We start from the raw sequence: 22,180 nt of genomic DNA on the forward strand, positions 1-22,180 counted from the left end.
TTTCAGGAAAAATGTCAAATTTTGAGCTGTCGGGTTCCCAAAGCTACGTAACTGAAAAGCTAACTCCTCTGCTAAGTAGCGCATCTGAAGAATTTATAGTGCAATTTTGGGGCGTGCGTGGTTTGATTGCCACTCCCAGCAGCGATACCAGCCGCTATGGTGGAAATACTGCTTGTGTAGAGATGTATGTAGCTGGGAAACGCTTAATTTTTGATGGCGGTACGGGCTTACGCATCCTGGGCAAAACTTGGCAGCAAGTACAACAGCCACTAGAAGCCCATCTCTTTTTTACCAACTCTCAATCAAATCGCATTCAAGGGTTTCCGTTTTTTGCCCCGGCATTTATGGCGGGAAATTACTTCCACATTTATGGAACAGCAGCCTCAAATAGTGCCTCGATTAAACAATGCTTGTGCGATCAGATGCTCCAGCCGCATTTTCCTTACCCTTTACAGGTAATGCAGTCTGAATTGAAGTTTTATAATTTGACTGCGGGTAATGAGGTGAGGCTAGATGATGTAACGATTACAACGGCATTAATTAATCAAACTCAGCGGTCAGTGGGCTATCGTGTATCTTGGCAGGACTATAGCGTTGCCTACATAACTGATTTGTACAATCGTCTTGAGCAATGGGAGCGATCTGCTGAAAGCAGCAGCGCTTCGCTATCGCAGATTTTACCGCTGATTCAAGACGTTGATTTGTTTATAGCTAACGCCACCTACACTCCTCCTACAGCTCATAACCATGAATCGGCTGATTTACTCTGGCAAACTGCGGTAGATTTGGCTGACAGGGCTGGTGTAAAAAGGTTAGTTATTACTCACCACCACCCAGATGATCATGATGATTTTCTTGACCATGTTCAATCTGAAGTTAAGTCTGCTTTTCCCAAAGCACTGCTAGCCCGTGAAGGTCTGATATTACCTGTTAAATAATGGAAATGCCGCTGTTGACACCGAATTTACTGCCAAGTTGAGTTCTTGGAGTTTGGCAGCTACTGCACCGCTGGTGAATAATTCTGCTGCTTTGGCTATACCCTCGCCCATATCTGGAGAAATACCACTGCGCCACAGGTAAAACCCACCATTCCACAAGGCTGTTTCCATTAATTCTGTTGATTTGCCAGCCAATACCAACTGCATATCCGCTACTAGTTCTCCAGTACTACCAAGGGGTACATTTTTGGTAGTAAAGCCGTATTCACGGGGGGCTAGGTGTAACCGTTCTAACTCTGGGGATGCCCCTGCTGAAGATGCCCCAATAATCGCCGTGCGATCGCGTGGTAAATCACAACTACCTTCTAATCCCTTCACTAAGGTAAATTTTGTGACTTGATGCAGCCCCAAAGCCGCCTGAAACATCGCTTCTGTAGGCGGATGGACAAACCCGGCAATAATATGAGCATCCCCAGCATAAGGACACCAAATTAGCTCCATTGTTGCCAAGGGTGGACGCTTACCAAGTTGATCGCGGTACTCCCAAATAGTGTTATTTAAGGGAAAATGCCCTGGTGGATAAACAAAGCCGATTTTTGTTTGCTCAAATACTTGCTGGGTTTTTGCCAATGTCAAAGCAGTCCAATTGACTCCTAAACCCTGCCAAATCTCTATCAGGGGTAATCCATACTTTGTCGGTAAGCGATCGCCTCCGTGCATCACCACTGGTTGCCCAGCCGAGGCCAGTAATAATGCAGTAATCGGGCTAATTGGTGCGGTGCGTGTTCTGCCATCATAAGGAATACCTAAAACTATCACTGGTTGCGAAGCAGCGATGGGTTGCAGTTTTGGCCCTAGTTCGTTGTATGCATCTAACATTCCCGCTAACTCTTCCCCTGTGGGACGTTTGATCCGGTGAGCGATCAAAAACGCCCCGATTTGTGCTGGTGTCGCTTCACCCAGCAGCATCATTTTGGTAGCAGTAGCCGCTTCAGCACGGGTTAAATTTTCTGCTGTATGGTTTCCACTGCCTACTTTCTTGAGAAATTCCCTAAATACATTGCTCATAATTAGTCATTGGTCAAATGCCAATTAAATACATTCGTCCTGAATTTACCTGAATTTACCTGAATTTACCTAAATAACTAAACATCTAAAGTCCTGAATTTAACTCAACTATAGAATTTAATTGAGCTATAGACTTGGGAATACGATTGAAACTTGAAGCGCCATAAACCAAGGAAAAACTCAACAAAGGAGTATTCTGATGAGTGATTTGATAATTACCCTAACACGGGCTTTATTGCCTGAAAACCTCTATTAGGACAAGGGTAGCGGTGCGTGCCTCCATGTATAGTGTATTTTGGCATGATCAACTCAATAAGCTGATCGCTGCTGTTTAAGTTGCAGTGGGATATTTTCTTGCACTAGCTGCCAAAAGTGTTTGATGGGGGGAATCTGGAGACGGTCTTGAGTTGTTACCATTACTACCCGACGAGTCAAACTAGAACTGTCTGGTAAATTGCTATTGGTATTGCTGGCTAGAGGACGAATTGCCAAGCTGGGGTCACACCTTGCTTCTACTAATGCAGATTGGGGTAGCAAAGCTATTAGTTCTCCTTGACGTACCACTCCCCGAAAGGCATCTAGGGTGTTTAATTCTAAAGCTGCTTGGAGTACAGCGTCCATGCGCTCAAATCTATCTTGAATTAAGCGTTGCATTCCATAACCATCTTTAAAGACTACTTGCGGATAACGAATTAGTTCCGACCAAGGGATGCTTTCATATTGGGCTAGTGGATGATTGGCTGCACTTAAGACGAATATCGGTTCATCATAGAGGACTTCTACCACCATTTCTCTGCCGGTGGTTAAAAACCGATTATTCATCACGATTGCTAGATCCACCAACCCATCTTTGAGGACTTTGAGGGCGCGATCGCTTCCCAATGATGTTACCCGCAATTGGACATCTGGATAATCATGACAAAATTTTTGCAACACTGGGGGTAAATAAGAGCCACAAACCGAGTGAATTGCTGCAATACAAAGTTCTGGCTGCTTACCGGCGATTAAATCTGCTAATTCCTGTGTTGCACTCTCCCATTCAGTGCAAATTTTGCGGACACGGGGTAGTAATCTTTCACCTCCCAGTGTCAGCAAGCCATGGCTTGTTCTGTGAAATAGTTCTACTCCCAAATCTGCTTCCAATGCCTGAATTTGGCGACTGATGGTCGATTGGGTAACACCACATTGTCTCGCTGCATTTTGAAAACTGCCCGTTTGGGCGATCGCCAAAAAGGCTTGCAACTGCTCTAGCCGCATTTTGATGTAGCCTGAATTACATTTATAGCTTGCATTAACTTAACGGTTTTCGATTTCCAATTTAGTAGAGTTTGTTACAAGCGCTGTTTTGGTAAAGATTTGCGTCAAAATGAGGACTAGTGTACCACAGCAAATATAACTAACCAGTGATATTCTACAACCCATACAACAAGGATTTTGTAAGTAGAAAGGCGTAAATAAACATAACTATTGTTTTGAAAACTTAACTAGTCTAAAACCCTGTTTTATATTGGCTTTTACTTGATCTTAACTACAAATATTTGTGCCGATTTACTTAGAGGGCATAATTTTTGTCATTTGAAATGATATATCTATCTAAATATCTTCCTTAAGATACATGATAATGTGTCTCCAGTAACCTATCAACCTTCTAGTATTCAAGAGCAGGAAAAATATTGCAGTGTGTGGAAACAAATATTCAGTTAAAAAAGGTTAAAAAGCTGTACAAGCCTTTTTTGCTCCTGCCTCCAGGAAGACGGCGGTTTTGCTGGAGGCAATTGTGATCACTGACTGGATAAAATTAATCTCAAAATTCAGCATTTTACAGTGACGTTGAGTGTCTAATATGACTTATCGAGTAAAAATGCTATTTTCTCTGGCTGGAGTTTTTCCGCTCATACTATTGGGGAAACCAGTTAAAGCAGTAGCGATAGAAGCTTATATTTATACATTAAATCCTGAAGAATTAGAATCTGCCGATAGTGGTGGGGATAGGAAGTCCAATGATCTAAATATCAGCATAAATGAGAAGTTGGGGAAAAAAGAACCAGGGAAATATTCTCTCTTTGCTTCATCAAATATATCTATCTGGAAATCTACCCCAAGTTTTAACTTGGGAGCGAATGATCCCAAGTCTTCAAACCCAGCCGTAAACCTTAGATATCAAGACTTGCATCTGGGTCAAATACCTAACCCAATTCTCCCTAAACAACCTGAATTAACACCTGGAAGCCCGCAACAGCCCCAAGCGCCTCTCCAGCAACCTGCTGCACCAACGCCTCTCCCCAAGGAAGTCCAAGGGCAAATTCCGGGGAGAATTCGCGTTGAACGCTTTGAATTTGAGGGAAACACTGCTTTTAGCGATCGCCAACTTGCAGAAGTTACCAAAGCATTGATAGGTAGAGAAATCACCTTTGCAGAACTGATTTCGGCAGAGACAGCCGTAACGCAGAAATATGTAGAGTCTGGATATGTCAATTCGGGTGCAGTGATTTCGGCTAACCAAACCTTTCTCCGAGAGGGAGGAGTGGTCAAAATTCAGATAATTGAAGGGCAATTGGCAGAAATTCAGATAGTAGGAACTCGTCGCCTTAACCCTAACTACGTGCGATCGCGCCTAGAACTCGCCACCAAAAAACCCCTCAATCGCGATCGCTTGTTAGAAGCCTTAAAACTGCTGCAACTAGACCCGCTGATTGCCAATATCTCCGCCGAACTCCAAGCCGGTAGCCGTCCCCAAGAAAGTCGCTTAAAAGTGCGAATCAAAGAGGCAGATACTGAGGGGCTTAATCTATTCACAGATAACAACCGTTCTCCCAGCATCGGCAGTTTCCGGCGTGGTATTCGGATTAATCAGGCTAACTTGCTAGGTTTGGGTGACGGATTGGAGGTATCTTACGCCAACACAGATGGTAGTAATGAGTTAGATGCTAGTTATACACTTCCCATCAATCCCCAAAACGGCACAATTCGGTTTACCGCAGGTTTTAGCAGCACAAACGTAATAGAAGTGCCATTTAATAGCCTGGATATTGAGGGAAAATCACGCACATATCAACTAACTTATCGTCAACCCATTGTCCAAAAGCCTAATCGAGAATTAGCTTTAGGGCTGACTTTTTCACGCCTTGAAAGTGAAACCTCACTGTTAAATGAGAGATATCCCCTGGCACCAGGAGCAAATGATCAGGGTGAAACTCGCGTTTCAGCCTTGCGCTTTTTTCAAGAATACGTCCAGCGAAGTCCTCGTCAAGTTTTGGCAGCGCGATCGCAATTCTCCTTAGGTACAGATTTCTTCGGTGCTACTGTCAATAGGAATAGTCCAGACAGTCGCTTTTTTACCTGGCGAGGACAAGGGCAATATGTACGGCTACTAGGGCCAGAAACTTTGTTAATTCTGCGTTCCGACATTCAGATGTCCACAGATTCGTTGCTGTCTCAAGAACAGATTGGACTTGGTGGTGCTTTAAGCGTGCGGGGCTATCGCCAGGATGTGATGCTAACTGATAGCGGTGCGATCGCCTCGGCAGAAGTACGCATCCCGATTCTCCGCCTACCTGAAGCCAAAGGCGTTTTACAACTTGCCCCCTTTATTGATTTTGGAGTTGGCTGGAATTATTCTGGAGAAAAGCCCAATCCCGACTCGAATAAATTGCTAGGTGCAGGTTTAGGGTTATTGTGGCAAATGGGCGATCGCTTCAATGCCCGTCTAGACTATGGCATTCCCTTGATTGATGTAAGAGCAGGCGATAAAACCTTGCAGGAACAAGGGCTTTACTTGACGATTAATTATTTTCCTTTCTAGTTACAGAAATTTTCCACAATACACCCGACTTCTTCAAGACGTTGGGGAGGCGATCTTTGTCTGTTTGTGTACCCCACTAAGTTGTTTAATATTTTTAATATTTAATCTAGATTTTATGAATATTCAAGCCTTCTGCTATCTGCCTTCTATCTTCTGTCTTCTTCTCTTTTCGCCCTTACCCGCTCTGGCTCAAATCATCCCAGATAAGACATTGGGAGCAGAAAATTCACTCACCATTACAGACAGCATTAATGGTAAAGCAATTGATCGCATAGAAGGTGGCGCAATTCGTGGTTCTCACCTCTTCCACAGTTTCCAACAATTCAATGTAGGTGAAGAGCAGGGAGCCTATTTTACCAACCCCACCAACATCACTAACATCTTCACCCGCATCACAGGGGGCAACCCCTCCAACATTCTCGGCACACTGGGAGTTTTGGGCAACGCTAACCTATTTTTACTCAACCCCAAAGGGATTATATTTGGGCCCAACGCTCAATTAGATGTGGGTGGATCGTTTCTAGCTTCCACAGCCGATAGCGTGGTATTTGATAACGGCTTCCCCTTTAGCGCCACCAATCCCCAAGCACCAACCCTTTTGGCGATCAATATTCCCATTGGCTTACAGTTTCGTGAGCATCCAGGCAGCATTGTTAATCAATCCCAATTTAGTCGCATTGTTCAGAGCATCTCCCCATCAACATTAACAGCCGTAGGCTTAGAAGTCCCCGTTGGTCAGACCCTAGCACTAGTGGGAGGGGATTTGAACTTAAACAGTGGCAATGTTACCGCCTTTCAAGGAAACATCTTGCTCTTTAGTGTAGCCAGTCCGGATTTCGTCAGCTTTGGTTTAAGTCCAGTTGGCTTGACATTAGACAATACAGCCATTCAAAACTTCGGAAACATTGAATTATCTGGGATAGCCTCAGTTAATGCCAGTGGTTTAGGTAGTGGGTCAATTTCCGTCAATGGTGGTAACGTGACATTGCGCGATCGCGCCAACCTCATCTCCGATACTATCGGCACTATTGACGGTCGTGACATCAATATCCAAGCAACACAATTTAACCTCTTAGATCAAGCCTTTATTGAAAGTGGCTCTTCAGGAACAGGTGCAGCTGGAAATGTCAATATCAACGCCGCTGACTCCATAAATTTAAGAGGCATAGGATTTGCCACATTTCGCCGAATTGCCTTGGAGGAACCTTTGGCTGGAATATTTAACCCTTTCCCACGTGAAAGTGGCATATATACTACCACTGTTGGTGCAGGGAAAGGAGGAAATGTCACCATCAACACCCGACAACTAACCCTCGGAGATGGGATGCTGATCGCCAGCCCAACATATAGTGCCGGGACTGGGGGAAACATTGCTATTAAAGCATCTGAATCCGTAGAGCTAATTGGCTCTGGCTTTTCCGCTGGCAGTGTTGCTCAGGGAAATGGAGGCAGTATAGAAATTGATACGAATCAGCTGATGATCCGAAATGGAGCATTCGTCACAACCGCAATTTCCGGTCAGGGTAAAGGAGGAGATTTAATTATCAGAGCCACTGACTCGGTAGTATTAACAGCAACTCCAGAATTTAGCGCTTTCTCCACTGGACTAGGGACTAACAGCGTTCTCGGCACGGGAGATGTGGGAAACATAGACATTAATACTCGCACTCTGCTTGTAGAAGGAGGGGCATCGATCAGTTCTACGAGTGGATTGACATCTGGAAATAGTCTGTTTCCTTCTGCTAGTCGGGGTGGCGATGTGATCATCAATGCCTCCGAATCAGTAAAAATAGTGGGCAAAGCCACAAGTAACGACCCCTCAGACATTCGTGCTGTCCAGACTTTTGTGGTTTCAGGGGCGATTGGCAGTGGCGACGGTGGCGATGTGAGAATTAACACTAAGCGATTGATTGTCGAAGATCGAGCCGCAATAGGAGCCTCGACTTTAGGGTCAGGAGCGGGAGGAAACATCGTTGTCAATGCTACGGAATCCGTAGAAATAATCGGCAGCAACGATAATTTGTCTGGTTCCGGCATAGCAACAACTTCTGGTGATGAGTTGTACAGACTTGCGTTTCAGCTTGACGCTCCCACAGGTGCAGCGGGAAACTTAAGTATTACCACCCCAAAGTTGACTCTCAAGGATGGAGGAACAGTCAATGTTGGTAGTTTAGGAGTCGGGGCCGCTGGCACCATCAAAGTGGTGGCGGACGAGATATCCCTTGACAATAACAGCACGATTGAGGGAAGGACGGTATCGGGTGCTGGGGCGAACATTAACCTCCAAGCGCAATCCATCCTGCTACGTCGCGGTAGCCGGATCTCAACCGATGCGGGTACTTCTGATGGTGGCAACATCACCTTGAATAGCGATATTCTGCTGGCATTCCCCCAAGAAAACAGCGATATCACAGCCAACGCTCGCACCGCTAGGGGTGGGCGCGTGACCGTCAACGTACCTAATATATTTGGTTTTACTGCCATTAGTCGTGACCAGGTCAGAGACCGTCTAGGGTTGACAGATGCCCAACTTGCTGCATTACAGGTAAGTCCCACCTCCCTGTTAGCCACGAGCGACATTGCCGCCATTTCCCAAACTTCCGGGCCTGCTTTACAAGGGACAGTAATTTTTAGCACCTCTGGGGTGAACCCGGCTCAAGGGTTAGTGGAATTGCCACAAAATGTTGTTGACCCTACAACGTTAATTGCTGCCAACCTCTGTAATCAAGGAGCAGGCAACGAGTTTACTATTACTGGCCGGGGGGGTGTACCACCTAGTCCTAACGACGCTCTAGGTAACACCTCTGCTCAGTTCCCTTGGGTGGAGGGAGCAGTGGAGCAGGGCACCAGAGTAAGTAACAATAAGCCCCTGACCCTTTCCTCTAATGATCAAGTTATTCCCGCTAGAAGTTGGATGATAAATAACAGGGGAGAGGTGAGGCTTTTGGCTGATGAACCCATAGGTCAAAAGGGACAACGGTTTTGGCAACCAATATCAGTTTGTGCGCCCCATTAACGGAAGATAAATAATGAAATTTAGGCGATCGCGAGTCATTTCCACTTGGTTATTTTTCTTCTCATTCTTATTGATCATTGGCCTTTCTCCCGTCGTTGCTCAGATGCCGCAACCAGAGGCAATAATCCAGCAAGCTCGGACTCTTTATGATGCCGGACGCTGGGAAGAAGCCGTGCCTTTGTTGCAACAGGCAGCAGCTGGATTTGAATCTCAGGGCGCGAGCCTAAATCAAGGCATGGCTTTGAGTAATCTGGCAGCAACCTTAGGACAATTGACACAGTGGGAACAAGCCGAACAAAACATCAGTTCCAGTTTATCGCTGCTGCGATCGCAATCCCCAACCCCTACACAACAGCGAATTCTAGCTCAAACTCTAGATATTCAAGCTCATTTGCAACTAGAACGAGGACGGGTTCAAGATGCCATCGACACAGGGACACAGGTAATCAAACTCTACCAGCAGCTCGGAGCCAAAGACCAACTCCTCCAAGCTCAGATTAACCAAAGTCAGGCTTTGCAAGGGTTGGGACTATACCCCAGAGCTTGCGAAACCCTATTAGCCGGCTTGAATTTAGACGCGTCAACCTGTGAACTTTCTCCAGAAGCTTTGTCAAGGTTAAAAAACCAATCACTTTCCGTCCAAAATGTCCGAGCAGTCAATGCTTTAGGTCACATTTTGCGAGTTATCGGGCAATCGAATCAGTCACAGCAGGTGTTATTAGTTGGGTTGCAGGCAGCGCAACAATTAGGTAGACCCCAAGAGCAGGCTGCGGTTTACTTGAATCTGGGCAATACGGCGCGGGCCTTTGCCAACCAACCGGCAATAAATAGTCAGCAACGCCAGCAGTTTGAGCTTTCGGCCCTAAAAGCCTATACCCAATCTGCCCAACTGGCAACCCACGCAGATACTCAACTTCAAGCTCAGATCAACCACCTGAGCCTATTGGCAGAACGGGCAAACTGGACAGAGGCAGAAACACTGTGGCGAAATCTCCAACCTCAAGTTAGCCAGTTTGCTGCTAATCGAGCTGGACTCTATGCCCAAATTAATCTAGCTCAGAGTTTAATGAAACTGGCAACACACTCTGCTGATACTAGATTATTTACTGAGATCGAGCAAATCCTCAGTCGCGCTGATCAGAAAGCAAATCGTTTGGGGGATGGACGCACCGGGGCCTATGTGTTGCTCACTCAAGGCAGGTTATCCGAACTCCAACAACAATGGACAAAAGCAACAGCCTTGACAAATCAGGGTCTGGGCATAGCACGAACTTTTGAGTATCCTGATATTGCCTACCAATTGCTCTGGCAACTGGGACGCATCCAAAAACTACAGGGAAATACATTCGAGGCGATCGCACCATATACTGAATCTGTAAAGATCCTTACTGCTCTGCGAGGCGATTTGGTGACAGTCAACCCGGAAGTGCAATTTTCCTTCCGGGAAAGTGTGGAACCTATCTATCGAGAGTTAGTCGGGTTACTGCTGCAAGAAGAATCTCCCAGTCTTGCTAAACTCAAGCAAGCTCGTCAAACCATCGAGTCTTTGCAATTGGCGGAAATAGACAACTTTTTCCGTGATGCTTGTGCAGATGCTAAACCTCAACTGATTGATGAAGTCGATCCCACTGCTGCTGTTATTTACCCAATTATTTTAAGCGATCGCCTGGAAGTAATCCTGTCTATCCCTGGACAACCCCTACGCAAATACACTACTGATAAACCCCAAGCGGAATTGCAAACTACCCTCAAGCAGGCACTGATTGCCCTGAGACGGACTGCTTTCACTCAAGAGCAATTATCAATAGTCCAAAAACTCTACAATTGGCTAATTCGTCCTGCGGAGAAAGATTTGACCGCAAATAGCATCAAAACTTTGGTATTTGTTTTGGATGGTTCCTTGCGGAGTCTACCAATGGCAACTCTCCATGATGGTCAACAATATCTGATCCAAAAATACAATATTGCTCTTACTCCCGGACTCCAACTCCTCGAACCTCGACCTTTAACCCAAGTAAAATTAAAAGCCTTAACTGCTGGACTGACAGAAGCAAGTCAGGGTTTTTCGGCTTTGCCTGGAGTAGCAAGTGAAATTCAACAAATTTCCGCCGAAATTTCCAGCAATACACTCCTGAATCAGCAGTTTATCGTTCCGGAATTAAAAAAACAAATCAAAACATCCTCTTTCCCCATTCTTCACTTAGCAACTCATGGTCAATTTAGCTCAAATGCCGCAGAGACCTTTATTTTGACTTGGGATGAGCGGGTCAATGTTAAAGGATTGGATCAATTACTGCGTTCTCGCAATGAGGATAAAAAATCACCCATTGAACTGTTAGTTCTTAGTGCCTGTGAAACAGCTTCTGGGGATGATCGGGCAGCTTTGGGCTTGGCTGGCATTGCCATTCGTTCGGGCGCACGTAGCACGGTGGGAAGCCTCTGGCAAGTCGATGACGAATCTACATCTCTCCTGATTTCTGAGTTTTATCGACAACTTGCCAAGTCCACAGTTAGCAAAGCTGAAGCCCTCCGCAACGCTCAACTAGTGCTATTGCAAAACCAAAATTTTCAGAATCCCTACTTCTGGGCCCCCTTTGTATTGGTGGGGAATTGGCAATAGTTCCTGGGTTGCGATCGCTCAATCAGAGGATGTCAACAAGTTTTACCATTCGGCTAAAGCGATCGCAATTCCTTGTTGTAAATCTGGTTGTATGGGGCTATTGGCTAATTGCTGCAATCGTTGATGTGCAATTTCTGGAGCCAAATTTTTCAAAGCGGCGATCGTGTGTAATCTCACCTGTGAATCTGAATCGGCTAGGAGTAAAATAAGTGGTTCAATCGCCTGCATTTTGCCTAACTGCCCTAAAGAAAGGGCGATCGCAGATTTAAAAGAGGCATTTTTTGTAGCCGGATGGAAAGCTTGCAGTATATCTAGTAAAATTTCTGCGGCTCTGATCTTCAACTGCGGCTGTTGCACTCGTCCCAAAACTGTAACAATTTCCTGCCATAGTGTTTCTGATAAAGTTTGATTTAATACTTGTTGGAGATATTCCAAACTATTCGTAGTCCCTAGCCAGCTAAGAGCGCGGATAATTTCTAGTTGTAGGCTGATTGGTGTGTGGGGTGATGTGAGTAATAAGAATAATTCCTTGGCAGCTTGATCGCCACCCATCCGGGCTATAGATAGTACTGCAGTACTACGCACTTGCAGATCGGAGTCATACAGCCTAGGTTGCAATCTCTTTACTAAATCTAATGTTTTTAGTAAGTCAGGGCGAAAACCTAAACCACTGACTGCTACACGCCTGACTATGGCAGCTACATCATCTACAGCAGTTAACAGGGCTGGTGGTACGCGGTTGTCATGAAAGCTGCTGAGGGCTTCAATTGCTGCGGCGCGGATTTCTGCTTGTGGGTCTTGTACTACACTCAACAGTGGCGTAATAGTTTCTGTGCGTCGATTGTGGGAGAGTGCTTGTACTGCCAAAAGCCGCGTATCTTCATGTTCCAGGAGTTGAGAGACTCTTAGAATCGCTATCTTCCCCATTTGCCCCAGTGCTACTGCTGCCATCAGCTTGAGTTCATCGTTCTGATTGGTTTTGATTAATTGCACCAAAGGGGCGATCGCATCTGGGTGGTGAGATTCCCCCAACTTCCGCACCGCATACCAGCGCAATTCTTCCTCTGCATCTTCATCTTCTAAGATATCAATCAGTGAGGGGATGGCAATATTTCCCAACCAACCCAACACATTAGCAATATCCCAGCGTTGCTGAAAATCCCCCATTTCAAAAATTGACAGGGTTAATTTCAGCAAATCTTCTCGATTTTTCAGGATATCTGGGTGTTGAGAGTCTTTTTCTAAAATCAACTGTTGCAGATATTGAATCGCTAATGACAAATTAGCTGCATTGTATGCTGCCTGCGCCTGCTCTAAAAACTGGTTGAGATTCTTCACTATGCGCTGCTTAAATTTTTAATTTAAATAGTAGGACTTACCCTTGAACCTCGCATGACTAGAAGTCACGCGATTCCTGCTTCAACGATCTCTGCCTGAATTGCTTCAGGTCTTACAAGTTCTTCACAGGCGTTTAGAGCCTCCGGGATACCCACGGCGGCTGTTAAAATTCTCAAGCCCTCACTCAGAATATTTAAACTTGCATTCACGTCTCTCAAATTGTAATTACCACAATTAGGACAAGACCATTCACGCAAGTTTAAATCCTTGACTAGTGGATTGATAAAACCACAGGAGTTACAAATCTGAGACGAAGGATAAAACGTACCAACTTTCTGCACAATTCTGTCATGCCACAAAGCTTTATATTCCAACATTGTAACAAATTTAGACCAACTAGCTTCTGTTATGCTCAATGCTAGCTTGTGATTCTTCACCATATTGGCAACTCGCAAATCTTCAATACAGATAATGCTGTTTTCTTTGATTAAACGAGTTGAGAGTTTGTGTAGAAAGTCATCTCTCAAATTGGTAATGCGTTGGTAAGCACGAGCTAGCTTGATTTTCGCTTTGACTCTATTGTTACTACCTTTGACACTACGAGATAGTTTTTTATGTACCTTGCGTAACTTCCTTTTTTGAGTTCGGTAATATTTGGGATTATCTACAACTTCACCCTTGCTAGTAACCAAATAAGATTTGATTCCTAAATCTAATCCAATATTTTGAGTAACTTGTGGATATTTGTCTATCTCTGTTTCACACAAAATACTAGCAATGTACTTACCGCTATTAGTACGAATTATGGTAACGTTTATCAGCTTTACCGTGATATCTTGGGATTTGTGAAACTTTACCCATCCAAGCAAAGGATGTTTTAACCGATTCTCTATTATCTGAATGTTACCGTTAGTCAGGTTAGTTTTATAGGACTGTTTGCACCCATACTTCTTTTTGAATTTAGGAAAGCCTACACCTTTTTTATTTTTTGCTCTTTTTAGATCGGAAAAGAAGTTTTTGTATGCTGTCTCTAAGTTGTTGAGTGAGTTCTGTAAAGCGAACTTGTCTACCTCCTTGAGCCAGATAATTTCTTTTTTCAGTAAAGTAAGTTGCTGACTACAGGCATGATAGTTTAATGTTTTATGCTCGGTGTTATACAACTCCTTTCTTAATGCTAGAAAGCGATTATACACAAACCTAGCACAACCAATGGTCTTGTTAATTAAGACTTGCTGGTTATGGTTAGGAATGAGTGTAACTTTAAACGCTTTTTGCATTCTGAGTTTTAATATATCGTCGAAATAATTTTACCATAATCTGCTGTTATATACCATTCTAAATATAGAAATAGGTCGCGCCTAACTCATGACTAGAAGTCACGAGTGTGCGGCTTGCAGAAATCAAGTAAGAAATTTGGGGACAATTTATGAATTGCCCCTATGGTGGTAAATCAAGGCTTTCACATCATTTTTGCATCAGTCCTGACTAGCTTGGCTTGACTAGCACTGATTTGCCCTCAATCTTGGCAAGGTAAGTTTTCAGCGGATTTTGGGCTGGGCCTTTTTTTACCTCACCATCAGTGCCAAATTCGGCCTGATGACAGGGACAGACTAATTTTTTGTCTTTAGCCTTCCATGCCAATGTGCAACCTCTGTGAGTGCAAGTTGGGTTAACAGCAATCAGGTTTTTAGTTTTCGATGTACCGATTACCAAAACAGGCCCAACCGGTGATTTTGCCACCAGTAATTGTCCAGTCTTATCTAACTCTGCTGTAGTCCCTACCTTTTGCCAAGTTTTAGATGCGGGAGCCGCCTCTGTAGTTTCCTGGGAAGAACAAGCGGCGATCGCTACGGGTAGAGAACTAGCTAGCAAACCCAAACCTACCCAATTGAAGAACTCACGACGTTTCATGATGGTGCTATCTTGTCTAATTTTTAACTAATATGCATTATCGCCTAAGCGCTAGAGGTTCAACTGTGTAGCGATCGCTATTTATCAAGTGATTTGCATCACTCATTACTTACTTTTGATGCAGAAAACGCATATTAATTATCCTATTTCAGCAAAATTATCCAAATTTAGTAACTATTTATACGATTTGTTTTAGAGTGTCATCTTAAAGTCAGTCAAAAGTATGAAAAATGTTACATAAACATTACCTGAACCGCTTGACAAATCAACCAAAATAATCATAAGAGCCAAGAGAGTTTTAGCTATGCTCATCTTTCAAAACAATAGTTATCTATAATTTGCAGCTTTTTACTTATTTTTGAATTTTGAATTTTGAATTTTGAATTGTTTAGAGTCAGCATATGACAGACACAGCAACTACCACAACAGCTAGCCTCAACAAGTTTGAAAAACTCAAAGCAGAAAAAGATGGACTGAAGATTAAGGGAGAAATAGAGAAATTTGCCCAACTAGGCTGGGAAGCAATGGACGAAACAGACCGTGATCATCGACTCAAGTGGGTAGGTGTGTTTTTTCGCCCAGTGACCCCAGGTAAGTTTATGATGCGGTTGCGGCTGCCCAACGGTATTATTACCAGCAGTCAGATGCTAGTTTTAGCAGAAGTGCTACAACGCTACGGTGATGATGGCAGCGCTGATATTACCACAAGACAGAATATCCAATTGCGGGGCATCAGAATTGAAGACTTACCAGATATATTTCAGAGGTTTAATGCCGTTGGTTTAACAACAGTCCAGTCAGGGATGGATAACGTCCGCAATATCACAGGAGAAGCTGTAGCGGGGTTAGATGCTAATGAGTTGTATGACACGCGAGAGTTGGTGCAGCAAATTCAGGACATGATCACCAACTCAGGCGTTGGTAACGCAGAGTTTACCAACCTCCCCCGCAAGTTTAATATTGCGATCGCAGGGGGAAGAGATAATTCAGTGCATGCAGAAATTAACGATTTAGCTTTCGTCCCCGCCTTTAAAGAAGAATGTTCCCAATCTCCAATATTTGGCTTTAACGTCTTAGTGGGTGGCTTTTTCTCAGCCAAACGCTGTGAAGCGGCGATTCCCTTAAATGCTTGGGTATCTCCCGAAGAAGTAGTTCCATTATGTAGAGCCATTTTATTCGTTTATCGTGATCATGGCTTACGGGCCAATCGGCAAAAAGCCCGCCTGATGTGGCTAATTGATGAATGGGGGATAGAAAAATTTCGGGCGGAAGTTGAAAAGCGTTTGGGTTCATCATTGTTACCCGCAGCAGCCAAAGATGAAATCGACTGGGAAAAACGCGACCATATCGGAATATATGAACAAAAACAACCGGGATTCAACTACATAGGCTTACATATTCCCGTCGGTAGGTTGCATGCCGGAGATATGTTTGAAATCGCCCGTCTGGCACAGGTTTACGGCAGTGGAGAAATCCGCCTCACAATCGAGCAAAATCTCATCATCCCCAATATTCCCCGTTCGCGGTTGACAACATTTTTAACAGAACCTTTGCTAGAGAGGTTTTCAGTTAATCCAGGTAATCTGGCGCGATCGCTAGTTTCCTGCACAGGGGCACAATTTTGCAACTTCGCTCTCATCGAAACCAAAAACCGCGCCCTGGAAATAATTGCCGCCTTAGAAGCCGAATTAATTCTCACTCATCCCGTGCGAATTCATTGGACAGGTTGCCCCAACTCCTGTGCACAGCCCCAAGTCGCCGAAATCGGCTTAATGGGTACGAAAATTCGCAAAAATGGCAAAACCTTAGAAGGGGTAGACATCTACATGGGTGGCAAAGTTGGTAAAGACGCTCATTTAGGAACTTGTGTCCAAAAAGGTATAGCTTGCGAAGACTTACAGCCAATATTGCGAGAACTGCTAATTGAGCAATTTGGTGCCAAGTTGAGACAACAAGCCTTGATATCTCAATATAGCGTTTCCTAGTCTGCTGAGGTACAAATCTCTGCGTACCTTTGCGTCCCTTTGCGTTTCAAAATATATCTGTACCTCACGTAACTCTTAATCGCTATAAACAGAAAACAGACGCGATCGCAAATTCAACTTTCATCATCTTTCTTTAGCTATGACAAATCTTTCTCGTAGACGATTCATTCTCACATCAGGTATCGCCGCAGCAAGTTCTATCTTGGCTCACGGTTGCGCCTCTAGCAACTCTAACTCAGCCACAACAGGTAACGCCGCCCCTTCTGCTATTCCAGCTGCCAACACCGCCACAGTAGAAACAACCAAAGCCAAATTAGGATTTATTCCTCTTACTGATGCTGCACCCTTAATTATCGCCAAAGAAAAGGGTTTCTTTGCCAAGTATGGGATGAAAGATATCGAACTAGCGAAACAAAAATCTTGGCCTGTCACCCGCGATAACTTAAAAATCGGTTCATCTGGGGATGGTATTGATGGTGCCCACATTCTCAGCCCCATGCCTTATCTGATCACCATCAAAGACCAAGTTCCAGTGTATTTATTGGCGCGGTTAAATATCAACGGTCAAGCTATCTCTGTAGCCGAAAAATTAAAAGACCAGAAAGTTGGCTTACAAAGCAAAGTGCTGAAAGAAGCTGTAGATAAAGCCAAGGCTGATAAAAAATCTTTAAAAGTAGCCATGACTTTCCCCGGTGGAACTCATGATTTATGGATGCGGTATTGGTTAGCAGCAGGCGGTATTAATCCTGACCAAGATGTAGTTTTGGAATCAGTTCCCCCACCCCAAATGGTAGCCAATATGAAAGTCGGTACTGTGGATGCTTTTTGCGTCGGAGAACCGTGGAATGCCCAATTGGTGAGCCAAAAATTAGGTTACACCGCCCTAGTAACAGGTGAATTGTGGAACGACCACCCAGAAAAAGCCTTTGCGATGCGTCAAGATTGGGTTGATAAAAATCCTAATGCCACCCAAGCAATATTAATGGCAATTATGGAAGCACAAAAATGGTGTGATCAGACAGAAAATAAAGAAGAAATGTGTAAAATATGCTCTGATCGTAAATACTTTAACGTAGCTGCCGCAGACATCCTAGAAAGGGCAAAAGGAAATATTGACTTTGGTAACGGACGTACAGAACAAAACTCTAAACATCGGATGAAATTCTGGGCTGATAATGCCTCTTATCCCTACAAGAGCCATGATGCTTGGTTTTTAACAGAAGAAATTCGCTGGGGTTATCTACCACAAGATACTCAAGTTAAAGCAATTATAGACAAAGTTAATCGAGAAGATTTGTGGAAACAAGCTGCTAAAACCCTTGGTGTAGCAGCTACAGAAATTCCTGCAACCACTTCTCGCGGTATCGAAACCTTCTTTGATGGTGTGAAATTTGACCCAGAAAAACCAGAAGATTATTTAAAGAGTTTGCAAATCAAAAAAGTTTAAATATTAGCATAAATTGCTAGTTAAGTAGGTTGGTAAGAAGAACTTAAATCATGAAAATATTAATGTAAAAAACTTGAAATTAGTTTGTATTGAGGGATAAAGCCCTCAATACAAACCTTTAATTATTTACGTCGAGCTACTTATTTAATTCTGTTTGGCGAGAAGAGAATACATAAACTCTTCGTACCTAATTAAAATCCACCAATTAAATCAATTTAATACCACCGGAGAAAGTGAATGGTAGCCATTACTGTAAATCGTATTATCAACAAAAATCATCGGCAAGTTGTTAATAAATTCCTTAGAGAAAAAGTTATTCCCCCCATCGTAGCTTTAGCTATTTTCCTGGCAATTTGGCAACTAGTTTGTTTAAATCCCAACTTTAAATTACCAGGTCCGATAGAAACTTTTTCCGAAACATGGGACCCGTTTATCATGCATCCATTTTTTGATAATGGTGAAAGTGATAAAGGTTTAGGCTGGCAAATAATTACTAGCTTGGGACGGGTTGGTTTAGGTTTTTCCTTAGCAGCATTTTTTGGAATTGGGTTAGGAATATTAGTCGGCTCTAATAAATTAATTTATAGTGCCGTCGATCCCCTTTTTCAAGTGCTGCGAACTATCCCTCCTCTGGCATGGCTACCAATTTCTTTAGCAGCATTTCAACAGGCAAACCCTTCAGCAATTTTCGTGATCTTCATCACATCTATTTGGCCAATTCTCATTAATACTACCGTTGGTGTTCAACAAATCCCCCAAGACTATATTAATGTTGCCCGTGTTTTAAAACTACCGCAGTCGAAATATTTATTGAAAATTGTTTTCCCGGCTACCGTTCCTTATATCTTTACAGGCTTAAGGATTGGCATTGGTTTATCTTGGTTAGCGATTGTAGCAGCAGAAATGTTAGTTGGTGGTGTGGGGATTGGTTCATTTATTTGGGATGCCTATAACACGACTACAGAAACTAACCTGAGTGAGATTATTTTGGCTCTCATATATGTTGGATTAGTTGGTTTGTTCCTAGATAGATGTGTTGGTTGGATTGCTGATAAAGTTGTACCCCCAGAACAGAAGTAATTAATCATAAATGACCAATGACTAAGGACTAAGGACTAATGACTACTTTTGTTGAAATTGACCACGTTGATCGGATATTTAACCTACCTGATGGTGGTAAATATATCGCTCTAAAAAATATTGAATTTAAAGTCAGACAAGGAGAATTTATTTCTCTGATTGGACATTCTGGTTGTGGTAAATCTACCTTGCTCAATATTATTGCGGGTTTAGATCGCGCTAGTGTTGGTGGTGTGACTTTAGAAGGAAGAGAAGTTAAAGAACCAGGGCCAGACAGGATGGTGGTGTTTCAAAATTACTCTTTACTTCCTTGGTTAACAGTTAGGGAAAATATTGCTTTGGCTGTAGATGAAGTCCACAAAAAACAGCCTAAAGGTGAGCGTCGGGGGATTGTAGAAGAGCATATTGAAATGGTGGGATTGCGCCGTGCGGCGAATAAACGTCCTGGTGAATTATCGGGGGGAATGAAGCAGCGAGTTGCGATCGCACGTGCTTTAGCTACTCGTCCCAAATTGTTATTGCTAGATGAACCCTTTGGTGCTCTGGATGCGCTGACAAGAGGTAATTTGCAAGAGCAATTGATGAAAATCTGTAATGAAAACGAAATTACCAGCGTCATGGTGACACATGACGTCGATGAGGCATTATTGTTGAGCGATCGCATCATCATGCTCACCAACGGACCAGAAGCGCATATTGGACAAATACTAGAAGTACCTATTCCCCGTCCCCGTCAGCGTTTAGAAGTAGTCAATCATCCCAGCTACTACGACTTGCGGAACGAAATAATTTACTTCCTCAACCAGCAAAAACAAGCCAAAAAGCGCCAGCTACAATTAACAGCACCAACCTTCATTTCCGCCAAAAGTTTAGGTTTAGAAAAAACTCATTTAGAACTTGGCTATGTTCCCCTCACCGATGCTGCACCTTTAATCGTTGCACAGGAAAAAGGTTTCTTTAGCCAATACGGCTTAGAAGTTAACCTCAATTGGGAATCCTCCTGGAAAGAAATTGCTCAAGGCGTCGCTTCGGGTAGACTAGATGCGGCTCAGATGGTAGCAGGTATGCCCCTAGCCATGACTTTGGGTGCAGGTGGCAAAACTCCTGAGCCGATGGTAACGGCTCTGACCCTCTCCCGCAATGGTAGCGCCATCACTTTCAGTCAAGAACTATTCAATATGGAGGTGAGAAATTTAACCGACTTCCAAGCACTAATCAAAGCTGACTTAGACAAAACTCATACTTTAGGAATTGTCCATCCAGCATCAATGCACAACTTACTGTTGCGCTACTGGTTAGCTGCGGGTGGGATTCATCCTGATGTAGACGTGAGTTTGATGATGATTCCCCCACCACAAATGATTTCTTCCCTCACAGCCGCGAGGATTGACGGTTACTGTGTTGGTGAACCTTGGAACTCTCGCGCTGTTCAACAAGAACTAGGCTTTGTCATCGCGACTACTTCAGAAATTTGGGCTGAACATCCTGAAAAAGTTTTAGGAGTTCGGGAACACTGGGCCCAAAAATATCCCCAAACTCACCTCGCATTAGTGAAAGCGCTTCTAGCCGCTTGTGAATACTGCGATGATTACCGCAACCGAGAAGAAATTCTCCAATTAATCTCAGGATCTGATTATTTGGGCTGTGAACCAAAATATTTGCGTCCTGGTTTCATTGATCCTTATCAACGTGGTGATGGGACAAAACCCCAATTACTCAGAAAACATCACCAGTTTTATGTTAATAAAACCAACTATCCCGACCGCAATGAAATGTTGTGGATTTTAACTCAACTAGCCCGTTGGGGTTTGGTAAGTTTCCCCAAAAACTGGGTAGAAGTTATTGATAGAGTTTGTCGTCCTGATGTTTTTGGTGCAGCTGCCAGAGACTTGGGTTATTTGGATATCAGCAAAGATGCACCCATTCAATTATTTGATGGCAAAAAATTTAATCCTTCAGAACCTATAGAGTATCTCAAAAGCTTGGAAATTAAACGTCAGTTACGTGTTGAAGAAGTATTTATTTAGTCAGTTGGATAATTTTAGCAATTTATCATGCAAACATTCAATCCTCATCGCCAAACCCAAGTTTATCAACCCCAAACTCAGAAAAAATCAGATTTTTTAGTAATTGAGGGTGTTAACAAAGTTTATCCTACAGCTGAAGGCCCCTACACCGTACTAGATGAAATTAACTTCAAAGTGCGTGAGGGTGAATTTGTTTGCCTGATCGGTCACTCTGGCTGTGGCAAATCAACACTTTTAAATATGGTTTCGGGTTTTAGTAAACCCACCAATGGCGTAGTTTGGCTACAAGGAAAACCAGTCACGGAACCAGGACCAGACCGGATGATGGTATTTCAGAACTATTGTTTACTACCTTGGTTGAATGTTTTTGATAACGTTTATCTGGCTGTTGATTCTGTTTTTCCCAGAAAAACCCAAGCGGAAAAACGGGCGATAGTTAATGAACATTTAGCAATGGTGGGACTGACAGAAGCCGCCCAAAAGAAACCTAGTCAAATTTCTGGGGGGATGAAACAACGAGTTGCGATCGCTCGCGCTTTAGCAATTCGTCCCCAAATTCTCATTCTAGACGAACCTTTCGGGGCTTTAGATGCGATCACCAAAGAAGAATTGCAAGAAGAACTGCTGCAAATTTGGCAAGAACATCAAGTTACAGTCCTGATGATTACCCATGATATTGATGAAGCCCTTTTCCTCGCAGACAGATTGGTAATGATGACTAACGGCCCTGCGGCTAACATCGGTGAAGTCTTAGATATACCCTTCTCCCGTCCTCGTAATCGTCGCCGCATTATGGAAAATCCAGAATACTATAACCTGAGAAACTACGCCCTAGACTTTCTCTATCGCCGCTGCGCTCATTCTGATGAATAATCGTAATCCAAAAAATAAATCATCCCGTAGAGCAGGCATCTTGCCTGCCCTCGAACTATTTAGATTAGAAATTCA

At 43.6% G+C, this 22,180-nt stretch carries 14 protein-coding genes; 9 read left to right on the top strand and 5 right to left on the bottom strand.

What is annotated here, in order from left to right:
- Positions 1 to 11: 11 nt before the first annotated feature.
- Positions 12 to 938 (top strand): MBL fold metallo-hydrolase, encoded by a 927-nt coding sequence (locus H6G32_RS12465; protein ID WP_190458611.1) that lies wholly within the window; start codon positions 12 to 14, stop codon positions 936 to 938.
- Here the strand turns inward: H6G32_RS12465 and H6G32_RS12470 are convergent.
- Complete coding sequence (locus H6G32_RS12470; protein WP_190458613.1) at positions 924 to 2,006, bottom strand: anthranilate phosphoribosyltransferase family protein; 1,083 nt, start codon at positions 2,004 to 2,006, stop codon at positions 924 to 926. The two genes, H6G32_RS12465 and H6G32_RS12470, sit on opposite strands and share 15 nt — an antisense overlap.
- A gap of 309 nt (positions 2,007 to 2,315) precedes the next feature.
- The gene (locus H6G32_RS12475) at positions 2,316 to 3,263 is read right to left on the bottom strand and encodes a LysR family transcriptional regulator (RefSeq protein ID WP_190458615.1); all 948 of its coding nucleotides are present in this window, start codon (positions 3,261 to 3,263) and stop codon (positions 2,316 to 2,318) included.
- A 586-nt stretch (positions 3,264 to 3,849) separates the two neighbouring features.
- On the opposite strand from H6G32_RS12475, the gene H6G32_RS12480 reads away from it, so the two are divergent.
- The 3 genes from H6G32_RS12480 (at position 3,850) to H6G32_RS12490 (ending at position 11,444) form a co-directional block, all read left to right on the top strand.
- Positions 3,850 to 5,808, top strand: coding sequence for a ShlB/FhaC/HecB family hemolysin secretion/activation protein (locus H6G32_RS12480; protein WP_190458617.1), 1,959 nt, complete (start codon positions 3,850 to 3,852; stop codon positions 5,806 to 5,808).
- Positions 5,809 to 5,923: 115 nt separating this feature from the next.
- Positions 5,924 to 8,824 carry a two-partner secretion domain-containing protein gene (locus tag H6G32_RS12485; RefSeq protein ID WP_190458619.1) on the top strand — a complete coding sequence of 967 codons (2,901 nt, stop codon included), beginning with the start codon at positions 5,924 to 5,926 and terminating at the stop codon, positions 8,822 to 8,824.
- Positions 8,825 to 8,837: 13 nt separating this feature from the next.
- Positions 8,838 to 11,444, top strand: a complete 2,607-nt coding sequence (locus H6G32_RS12490) for a CHAT domain-containing protein (RefSeq protein WP_190458620.1) — start codon at positions 8,838 to 8,840, stop codon at positions 11,442 to 11,444.
- A 42-nt stretch (positions 11,445 to 11,486) separates the two neighbouring features.
- Here H6G32_RS12490 and H6G32_RS12495 read toward each other — a convergent pair whose 3' ends face one another.
- From H6G32_RS12495 to H6G32_RS12505, 3 genes are all read right to left on the bottom strand, one after another.
- Positions 11,487 to 12,785 carry a HEAT repeat domain-containing protein gene (locus tag H6G32_RS12495; RefSeq protein WP_190458672.1) on the bottom strand — a complete coding sequence of 433 codons (1,299 nt, stop codon included), beginning with the start codon at positions 12,783 to 12,785 and terminating at the stop codon, positions 11,487 to 11,489.
- A gap of 62 nt (positions 12,786 to 12,847) precedes the next feature.
- Positions 12,848 to 14,059: an IS200/IS605 family element RNA-guided endonuclease TnpB gene (gene tnpB, locus H6G32_RS12500; protein WP_190458622.1), complete on the bottom strand. Its 1,212-nt coding sequence runs from the start codon at positions 14,057 to 14,059 to the stop codon at positions 12,848 to 12,850.
- A gap of 208 nt (positions 14,060 to 14,267) precedes the next feature.
- On the bottom strand, positions 14,268 to 14,693 hold the full coding sequence (locus tag H6G32_RS12505; protein WP_190458624.1) for a ubiquinol-cytochrome c reductase iron-sulfur subunit: 426 nt from the start codon (positions 14,691 to 14,693) through the stop codon (positions 14,268 to 14,270).
- A gap of 401 nt (positions 14,694 to 15,094) precedes the next feature.
- Between H6G32_RS12505 and H6G32_RS12510 the strand changes: the two genes are divergently transcribed.
- The 5 genes from H6G32_RS12510 (at position 15,095) to H6G32_RS12530 (ending at position 22,105) form a co-directional block, all read left to right on the top strand.
- The gene (locus H6G32_RS12510) at positions 15,095 to 16,678 is read left to right on the top strand and encodes a ferredoxin--nitrite reductase (RefSeq protein ID WP_190458626.1); all 1,584 of its coding nucleotides are present in this window, start codon (positions 15,095 to 15,097) and stop codon (positions 16,676 to 16,678) included.
- Positions 16,679 to 16,817: 139 nt separating this feature from the next.
- The gene (locus tag H6G32_RS12515) at positions 16,818 to 18,125 is read left to right on the top strand and encodes a CmpA/NrtA family ABC transporter substrate-binding protein (protein ID WP_190458629.1); all 1,308 of its coding nucleotides are present in this window, start codon (positions 16,818 to 16,820) and stop codon (positions 18,123 to 18,125) included.
- Positions 18,126 to 18,362: 237 nt separating this feature from the next.
- Positions 18,363 to 19,205, top strand: a complete 843-nt coding sequence (gene ntrB / locus H6G32_RS12520) for a nitrate ABC transporter permease (RefSeq protein WP_190458632.1) — start codon at positions 18,363 to 18,365, stop codon at positions 19,203 to 19,205.
- A gap of 38 nt (positions 19,206 to 19,243) precedes the next feature.
- Positions 19,244 to 21,232, top strand: a complete 1,989-nt coding sequence (locus tag H6G32_RS12525; RefSeq protein WP_190458633.1) for an ABC transporter ATP-binding/substrate-binding protein — start codon at positions 19,244 to 19,246, stop codon at positions 21,230 to 21,232.
- 27 nt (positions 21,233 to 21,259) lie between these two features.
- The gene (locus H6G32_RS12530) at positions 21,260 to 22,105 is read left to right on the top strand and encodes a nitrate ABC transporter ATP-binding protein (protein WP_190458635.1); all 846 of its coding nucleotides are present in this window, start codon (positions 21,260 to 21,262) and stop codon (positions 22,103 to 22,105) included.
- Positions 22,106 to 22,180: the final 75 nt, after the last annotated feature.

This window comes from Cylindrospermum sp. FACHB-282 (genome assembly GCF_014697195.1).
Lineage (GTDB): Bacteria > Cyanobacteriota > Cyanobacteriia > Cyanobacteriales > Nostocaceae > Cylindrospermum.